This window comes from Nonomuraea sp. NPDC051191, assembly GCF_044455665.1.
Taxonomy (GTDB): domain Bacteria; phylum Actinomycetota; class Actinomycetes; order Streptosporangiales; family Streptosporangiaceae; genus Nonomuraea.
Genome location: NZ_JBITEZ010000027.1, coordinates 119,597 through 127,764 on the forward strand (window position 1 = coordinate 119,597; position 8,168 = coordinate 127,764).

Annotated in this window: 6 protein-coding genes; 3 read left to right on the forward strand and 3 right to left on the reverse strand. The window is 71.4% G+C overall.

The window, feature by feature from the left end; translation table 11 throughout:
* Window positions 1-68 precede the first annotated feature (68 nt).
* From ACIA8R_RS48795 to ACIA8R_RS48805, 3 genes are read left to right on the forward strand one after another with little or no spacing between them, the layout of a single operon-like run.
* Window positions 69-1,526 carry a glycosyltransferase family 2 protein gene (locus ACIA8R_RS48795; RefSeq protein ID WP_397044736.1) on the forward strand — a complete coding sequence of 486 codons (1,458 nt, stop codon included), beginning with the start codon at window positions 69-71 and terminating at the stop codon, window positions 1,524-1,526.
* A gap of 48 nt (window positions 1,527-1,574) precedes the next feature.
* A complete protein-coding gene (locus ACIA8R_RS48800; RefSeq protein ID WP_357705822.1) occupies window positions 1,575-2,432 on the forward strand; it encodes a CDP-alcohol phosphatidyltransferase family protein in 858 nt (285 codons plus the stop codon).
* 21 nt (window positions 2,433-2,453) lie between these two features.
* Window positions 2,454-3,485 carry a sulfotransferase gene (locus ACIA8R_RS48805; RefSeq protein ID WP_357705821.1) on the forward strand — a complete coding sequence of 344 codons (1,032 nt, stop codon included), beginning with the start codon at window positions 2,454-2,456 and terminating at the stop codon, window positions 3,483-3,485.
* Here the strand turns inward: ACIA8R_RS48805 and ACIA8R_RS48810 are convergent.
* The 3 genes from ACIA8R_RS48810 to ACIA8R_RS48820 all read right to left on the reverse strand — a co-directional run bounded on the left by ACIA8R_RS48810 (window position 3,482) and on the right by ACIA8R_RS48820 (window position 7,994).
* A complete protein-coding gene (locus ACIA8R_RS48810) occupies window positions 3,482-4,543 on the reverse strand; it encodes a glycosyltransferase (protein WP_397044739.1) in 1,062 nt (353 codons plus the stop codon). The genes ACIA8R_RS48805 and ACIA8R_RS48810 overlap by 4 nt on opposite strands.
* Window positions 4,540-7,170, reverse strand: a complete 2,631-nt coding sequence (locus ACIA8R_RS48815; protein WP_397044741.1) for a CDP-glycerol glycerophosphotransferase family protein — start codon at window positions 7,168-7,170, stop codon at window positions 4,540-4,542. Before ACIA8R_RS48815 ends, ACIA8R_RS48810 begins: the two co-directional genes overlap by 4 nt.
* A gap of 89 nt (window positions 7,171-7,259) precedes the next feature.
* Window positions 7,260-7,994 carry an SRPBCC family protein gene (locus ACIA8R_RS48820; protein ID WP_357705817.1) on the reverse strand — a complete coding sequence of 245 codons (735 nt, stop codon included), beginning with the start codon at window positions 7,992-7,994 and terminating at the stop codon, window positions 7,260-7,262.
* Window positions 7,995-8,168: the final 174 nt, after the last annotated feature.

Below are 8,168 nucleotides of genomic sequence, written 5' to 3' on the forward strand. Positions count from 1 at the left end.
GCGCGGAATCGGCGAGGCGGCCACGGCATGCTGCCCTCGACCGCCTTCCACGAAAGCCAAGGAGCGTCATGATCCCCCTGCTCAGTGTCATCGTCCCGGTCCACAATGTGGAGCCGTACCTGACGGAGTGCCTGAAATCGCTGGCCGCGCAGACCATGGAGGACTTCGAGGTCATCATGGTCGACGACGGCTCGGTCGACGGCAGCCGGCGGCTGGCCGACGACTTCGTGGCCCGCGACTCCCGCTTCACGCTGGTCGAGCAGCAGAACCTGGGGCCGGGGCCGGCGCGCAACGAGGGGATCGGCCGGGCCAGGGGCACCTATCTCGCCTTCGCCGACAGCGACGACGTCGTTCCGCCGCACGCGTACGAGGTGCTGATCGCCAAGCTCGGCGAGACCGGCTCCGACCTGGCCTGCGGCGCGGTCAGGCGCATGGTGGACGGCGTTCTGGAGGAGTCGATCCTGCACGAGCGGGTCTTCCGGCGGCCCGTGCTGTGCACCCACATCACCGACAAGAAGGTCCTGATCAGGGACCGTACGGTGTGGAACAAGGTCTACCGCGCCGACTTCTGGCGGCGGCACGGGCTGCGCTTCCCCGCCGGCATCTACGAGGACGTGCCGGTCGCCATGCAGGCCCACGTCCTGGCCACCAGCGTGGACATGGTGGACGACGTCGTCTACCACTGGCGCAGGCGCGACGAGGGGGAGACCTCGATCACGCAACGCCGCTCGCAACTGCCCAACCTGCACGAGCGCCTGACCGCCATCCGCTCGGTGCGCGCCTTCCTGGAGGACGGCGCGCCGGAGCTGCTGCCCGAGTTCGACGCGCTGGTGCTGGAGAAGGACATCGTCTTCCTGTTCCAGGCGCTGGAGGCGGCGCAGGAGGCGGGCCAGGACCTGGTGCCGCTGCTGGGGCTGGCCGACGCCTGGCTGGACGAGCTGAGCCCCCGGGCCCTGGCCACCGCGCCCTCGCTGCGCCGCCTGGAGCTGCACCTGACCAGACGCGGCCTGATCGACCAGCTCCGCGCGGTACGCGACTTCCGCCGCAGCCGGCTGGACGGCACACGGGTGCGTCCGCGCGGCTTCCGCACCGTCAACTGGTACGGCGACTACCCCTTCTTCCGGCAACGCCGCCGGCTCGGCATCCCCGACGACGTCTACGACGCCCGCGACGAGCTCAAGCTGATCGCCCGGGTGGACGACTGCGCCTGGACGGGCACCGAGTACCGGGTGCGCGGCGAGGTGTCCTTCCACCGGGTCGATCGCAAGGTCGGCAAGGTGAGCGTGTGGCTGAGCGACGGCCGCCGCAGAGTACCCCTGGAGGTCCGGCGTGCCGGCCGGTACGGCGTGAGTGTCGGCATCGACCCCAGGGTGCTCGAAGGCGGCGGCCCGTCCTGGCGGCTCATGGTCAAGGCGGAGACCCGTGGCCTCGTGCTCAAGGGCTGGTTCCGCGACGGAGACGCGCACGGTGCGTGGCGGTTTTCCCTGCAAGGTTGGTCAAGAAGCGGCATGGACATGCCCCAGTAGTTCCAGACAGTAATCGTCAGACGGCGGACCGTAGCCATGCTGGGATCCATGAGGACCTATTCGCTGGATGACGTCTACGAGACACGCAAGCGGAGAGACTCCTGGTGGACCGTGTATTTCGTGGACCCGGTCGCCTGCCGGGTCGCCCTTCCCGTCGCCAACCGCACCCGGATCACGCCCAATGGGCTCACGGTTTTCTCGCTGGTCCTCGGCATGGTGTCAGCGGCCTGCTTCGCGCTGGACCAGCTCGTCGCCGGCGCCCTGATGTTCTACCTGAGCTTCACGATCGACTGCGTGGACGGCAAGATCGCCCGGCTCAAGGGCACGGGGACGCCCTTCGGGCTCTGGCTGGACTACGTGGGGGACCGGGTCAGGGTCGTCCTGTGCGCCGGGGGGCTGGCGTACGGGCAGTACGTCCTGACGGAGGATGTCCGGTACGTGGTGCTCGGCGCGGCGGTGGCCGTGCTCGACCTGTTCAGGTACGTCAACGCCCCGCAGATGAAGCGGGTGCGCGAGGCCGTCAGGGAGGAGCGGGGGGAGCCGGAGCTGCCCGGCGAGGACACCGTCCCCCTGGACCGGGCGCCCGCGGACCTCGACCTGCGCATGCTCGTCGAGCGCGGCACGCGCCCCGGCGGTCGCAGGCGCCGGCTGCCTTCCTTCTTCAGGCGCCTCAACAGGTTCCTGGCCAGGCACCGGGTGCGTTCGCACCTGATCAGCGGCATCGAGTTCCATGCGGCGGTCTTCGTGATCGCGCCGCTCGCCGGCGTGTGGGCGCTGATCCCGCTCGCGGCGGCCGCCGGAGTCCTGCTCCTGGCCAACGAGATCTTCCTTGTCTACCGGATGTGGCTCTTCACGCGCAGGCACAGCGTGCCCTCCCAGGAGAGCCGAGAGCACGTTCTCGTCTAAGTTTTCGGGGGTTAATACGAAATGTCCGACCGGCCAGTCTTCGTCATTGGATGCCCGCGGTCCGGCACCACGATGCTCCAGCTCATGCTCCACTCGCACCCGCGCATGGCGGTGCCGCCGGAGACGCGCTTCCTCGTTCCCGCTTATTACCGGCGCCGCACATGGGGCGACCTGCGGGTCCCCCAGCGGCGCAAGGCACTGGCGCAGTGGATCGCGACCGACCGCAGCACGAAGTTCCGCGAGCTCAAGATCGACAAGGACGAGTTCATCCGGCAGGCCGTGGAGGGGCCGGGCTCGCTCGGCTCGGTCATCGGCACGGCCTTCCGCATGTACGCCGACCGCTTCGACAAGGCCCGCTGGGGCGACAAGAGGCCCAGCTACGTCAAGCAGACCGACCTGCTGCTGCGCCTCTTCCCCGACGCCCAGTTCATCCACCTGATCAGGGACGGCCGCGACTGCGTGGCCTCGCTGAAGGAGATGCCCTGGTACACGCTGGACTCCTTCCACGCCATCTCCACCTGGGCCGAGGCCATCGACGCCGGTGAGCGGCTGCGCCGCACGCTGCCCGACGACACCTACTACGAGCTGCGCTACGAAGACCTCACCGACGACCCGATGACCGAGATGAAGAAGCTCTGCCACTTCCTGGAGGAGGACTTCGCGCCGTCGATGATCTCCCCCCGCGAGGCGGCCGTGCAGGCGGTCCCGCAGCACAAGGTCTGGCACAGCAACACCCACCGCGAGGTCACCCGCAGCCGCGTCGGAAGCTGGGCCAACCGCCTGGACGACTGGGAGATCGCGCTGTGCGAGCACGTGCTCGGCGAGCGGCTCCGGGCCAACGGCTACGAGCTGACCGACGCGCCCAGGCCGGCCAAGGAGCACGTGACGGCCTGCCAGAAGACCATGCAGAAGCGCAAGGCCAGCCGTTCGCGCAAGGCCATGCGCGACCGCTTCAACCGGCTGCGCGAGCCCAGCCCGGTCGGCGCGCTGCTCACCTCCACGCAGCAGACGCTGGCCGGCATCCCGCAGCAGCGTCCCGAGGTGACCGTCTAGCGCTCGATGTGCGCGAACAGGGACTCCCAGCGGTCCAGCACGTGGTCGAGGCGGAACGCCTCGGCCCGTGCCCGGGCGGCGGCCCCCAGCCGCCGCCGCTCCCGCGCCGACCCCATCAACGCGGCCAGCTCGGCGGCGAACGCGTCCACGTCCCCCGGCGGCACCCGTACCGGGCCGGCCGAGCGGACGCCGCCCGACACGTCGAAGGCCACCGACGGCACACCGTGGGCGCACGCCTCCAGCAGCACCACCGGCAGGCCCTCGTGCTCGCTGGTCAGCGCCACCAGCGAGGCGTTCAGGTACTCCTCGCGCATGCGATGAGCGGGCACCAGGCCGCGGAAGACGACCCGGTCCGCGACGCCCTCCCCGGCCGCGTGCGCCCGTAGCCGCTCGCGTTCGGCGCCGTCGCCGATCAGGTGCAGCTCCCAGGGCCGCGGCGGCTCGGCGCGGGCGAACGCGCTGATCAGCCGGTCGAACCGCTTGACGCCCTCCAGCCGGCCCACGCCCAGCACCCGCGGCACGTCGAGCGCCGACGTCTCCTCGGGCCAGGCGCCCAGCGGGTTGGGCAGCGTCCAGGTGTTGGGCAGCAGCGCGTGCTCGGAGAAGGCCCAGGCGTCGTCCTCGCTGAGGAAGAGCGCCTGGTCGAGGTCGGGATAGTGCTTCCTGATCGAGGCCAGGTGCCAGCAGTCGCGGGCGTGGCCGTACGAGCCGTGGTACTGCCCGATCGAGCGGAACCCGGCGGGCAGCAGCCCCGCCAGCCTGGTCACCACCGACGGCGAGGTCAGCACCGCGTACCCCGGGCGGACGTCGCGCAGCAGCTCCTTCACCCTGCGGTCGGCCAGCCGCCGGGCCAGCGGGCCCTGCGTGCCGGTCGGGCCGCCGACCACGTGCTGCCGGTAACGCGGCCGGTCCACGTAGCGGAAGGGCGTGGCGGCCCGGTGCAGGCCGACGACGTGCACCTCGTGGCCGCGTCCGGCCAGGCCCTGGGCCAGGGTGTGGGTGACCTGCTGGATGCCGCCGAGCGTGTCGGCGTCCAGGCAGGCGAAGACGACGGTCATCGCCTGCGCCCCTCGAAGAAGTCGTCCACGATGCGGGCGGAGGCGTCCCCGTGCTCGTCGGCGCACCACAGGGCGCGGAAGGCGGCGTACTTGGCGGCGAAGGCGGCATGCACCTCGGGCAGGTTCCGCAGCACGTCCACCAGCTCCGCCGTGGTCGTCACGCACGGGCCGGGCGCGATGGCGGGCAGGTCGTGGTAGACGCCGCGCTCGGAGAGCCGGTAGTCGTCCCAGTCGTCGATGAGGAACACCATCGGCCTGCCGGTCACCGCGTAGTCGCACATCACGGACGAGTAGTCGGTCAGCAGCGCGTCCGAGGCCAGCATCAGGTCGTTGATCTCCGGATAGGACGCGGCCGGCCGGACGAAGTGCCTGAGCCGTTCGGGCGGGTCGTACTTCTCGACCGGATGCGTGCGCAGGACGACCACCCACTCGCCGGCCAGTTCCCTGGCCATGAGGTCCAGGTCGGCGCGTACCGAGCGGCCGCTCATCTTGTCCCGGTCGCGGTAGGTGGGCGCGTAGAGCAGGACCTTGCGCCCCGGCGGGATCTCCAGCCGGGCCCGCACGTCGCCGGTCGCCTTCGCCCGCACCAGCGCGTCGCAGCGCGGCGTGCCGCACCGGTAGACCTTGCCGTCGTAGCCGTTGGAGGGCAGGAACACCCGGGAGAACTCCGCGCTCGGCGAGACCAGCGCGTCCCAGCGGGCGACGGCGGCCCGCCACTGCTCGCGCGGCCGGTCGAAGTCGCCGCGCAGGTCGGGCGCGTCGAAGCCGATCGACTTGATGCCCTGCCCGTGCCAGGTCTGCAGGTAGCGGGTGCCGGGCGGCTTCGGGTAGTCCAGCGGGAAGCCGTGGCTGTCCACCCAGATCCCGGCGCGGGCCATCGTCCACAGGTAGCGCCAGCTTCCCCGGCGGACCAGCCGCGCGTCGGCGGGGAAGTTCTTGCGGCCCTTGGCGACCGACCAGACCGCCTCGATCGGCAGGCCGCGCCGCCGCACCTCCTCGTAGATGGCCCGGGGGCTGCCGTTGTAGCCCTTGCCGACGTCCGACTCGAACAGGGCGAGGTCGTCGCGCCGCGGCACCACCTTGATCAGCAGCTTGTACGCGCGCAGCTTGGCGCGCGGCGTGTTGAGCTTCAGCAGCAGCCGGCGGGCCCGCCGCAGCGCCGAGCGGACCCGCGAGTGCGTGCGCACGCACAGGTAGGCGGCATAGCCCTCGGCCTTCACCGTGCAGCCGGGCAGCTCGATCGGCTCCAGGTTGGGGTCGACGATCAGCCGGTCGGTGGTGACGTGGCCGTCGGAGCGGCGTCTGAAGCCGATGCGCGGGTCGCTCCTGCCACAGGGGGAGAAGACGACCTCGCTGACGTACCCGCCGTCGCCGGAGGGGACCGGCCGGATCGGCACGCGTTCCCCGCCCGCCTCCAGGAACGCCTCCCACTCGGGCGGCAGCACGCCGAACGGGTCGTAGGTGCGCACGATCATCCGCACCCGCTCGCCGTTCGTGGCCAGGCCGGTCACCTCGTGCCGCAGCCGGGAGTCGGTGTAGGGCAGCTCGGCCAGGCGCAGCGGGGTGATGTCCAGCCACGGCGCGGCCGTCGTGCCCCAGTACGTGCGCCCGTCCACCTGCACGGCCGCCCGCGGCGCGGCCCGGGGGCCGGTCAGCGAGCCGGCCGCCACGCGCAGGTCGTCGATCCTGTCGTCCAGGATGAGCCGGCAGCAGACCCGGTCCATCGGCTCGATCCGGTCGAACACCTCGCCGGGGATCTCCTCCAGGTACGGCCGAACGACCGAGGCGAACTCCTTCACCCACACCAGGTCGCGCGCGGGCAGCGGGTTGAGGTAGACCCGCAGGTCCTGCCGCAGGAACCGGTACTGCCGGTGCGGGACCAGATCCTCGGCGCCGTAGCCGCGCAGGATGTCGTCGCTCAGCCGGGCCGCGATCACCCGCTGCCGCACGTTGTCCATCTCGTCGATGCTGAGCGAGATCGACTCGTTCGAGGACGCCCGGTGCCAGTGGTAGACCACCCACGGGACGATCGCGAACCGGCGGGCCACGGCGTACAGCTCGGTGGCGAAGACGTGGTCCTCGTAGTGGATGTCCTCGGGGAAGCGCAGCACGTTGTCGCGCAGCCAGGCGACGTTGTAGAGCTTGTTGGTGCTGAAGGAGTCGAGGAACAGCTCGGGCTCCGCGCGGATGCCCTCGACCACCCGCCGCCGGGCGAACAGCGACGGATAGTACGGGCGCAGCCGCCCGTCCCGCTCGAACAGGCGGGAGATCTGCCCCGACACGAAGTCGGCCCCGGTGCGCTCGATCTCGGTGAGCAGGCTCTTGCACGCGTGCCTGGGCAGCTCGTCGTCGCTGTCGAGGAACATGGCGTACGGCGCCCTGGCGGCGTCGATCCCGTCGTTGCGCGGGGCTCCGCAGCCGCCGCTGTTGCTCTCCCTGCGCAGGTAGCGCACCCGCGGGTCCTCGGCCATGAGCCGCGCGGCGACCTCGGGCGTGCCGTCCGTGCTCGCGTCGTCGGAGATGATCACTTCGAGGTCGCGCAACGTCTGTCGCAGCACGGACCGCACGGCCCTGGGCAGGCGAGCAGCGTCGTTGTAGGAGATCACGACAACGCTGCAGTCCGGCATCCCGACGTCCCCCCAGTAATGACCTGCGGGAATGGCACTTCCCCGGGACGGCGTGAAGTGACCGGACTTTATGTGGTTTTTGCTGAAAATCAGCGTATAAGGCGACGAATCACCCAGATGAGGATCGTGAGCGCCACCAGGCCGCCCGCGATCGGCGCGATCCGTTTGAGCAGCGGCTGCCCGGCGATCTCCAGCAGGTCGAGCGCCTCCTCGTCAGGGGTGCGCGAGGTGCGCAGCGTGCCCGAAGGCCGCACGTCCGGCTCGGGGGCGGGCACCGGGCTCAGGTGCCGCTCCTCTTCCTCCACCTGCGACTCCACGGGCGCGACCGGCACCTGCGGCACGACCGGCTCCTGGGGCGCGACCGGCTCCACCACGGGCTCGGAGAGCAGCTGGGCGAGGTTGCCGGCGAACCGGTCGATCAGCTTGGCCCCGACCTCGGCCATGACCCCGCGCCCGAACTGCGCCGGCCGCCCGGTCACGTTGAACGTCGTCTCCACGGCCACCGACGTGCGCCCCTCGGCCGGCGTCAGGCGTGCCCTGACCGTGGCCGACGCCGTGCCGGAGCCCCTGGCCTCCTTGCCCGACGCCTGGATCGTGAGCGTGTGGGCGTCTTTGTCGACGTCCTCGAAACTGGCCGAGCCCCGGTAGGTGACGGTGATCGGGCCGACCTTGACCTTCAGCCGGCCGGTGAACTCGTCGCCCTCGAAGATGTCGAGCGTCGCCCCGGGCAGGCAGGGCGCGACCCGTTCGACGTCGAGCAGCACCGCCCATGCCTGCTCGATCGGAACCGGGACAGTGAACTCGTGCTCGAACCGCATCGCCATCGATCCGCTCCTTCCGAGGTTGGTTGCGACACTACGTCGGGGCGGGGGGGGGCCCCGCGGGGGGGCCCCCCCCCCCCCCACGGGGGGCCCCCGCCCGGGGGCCCCCCCCCGGGGGGGGCGGGGGGGGCCCCCCCCCCCCGCCCGCCCCCCCCCCCCACCGCTCTCGCCGAGCAG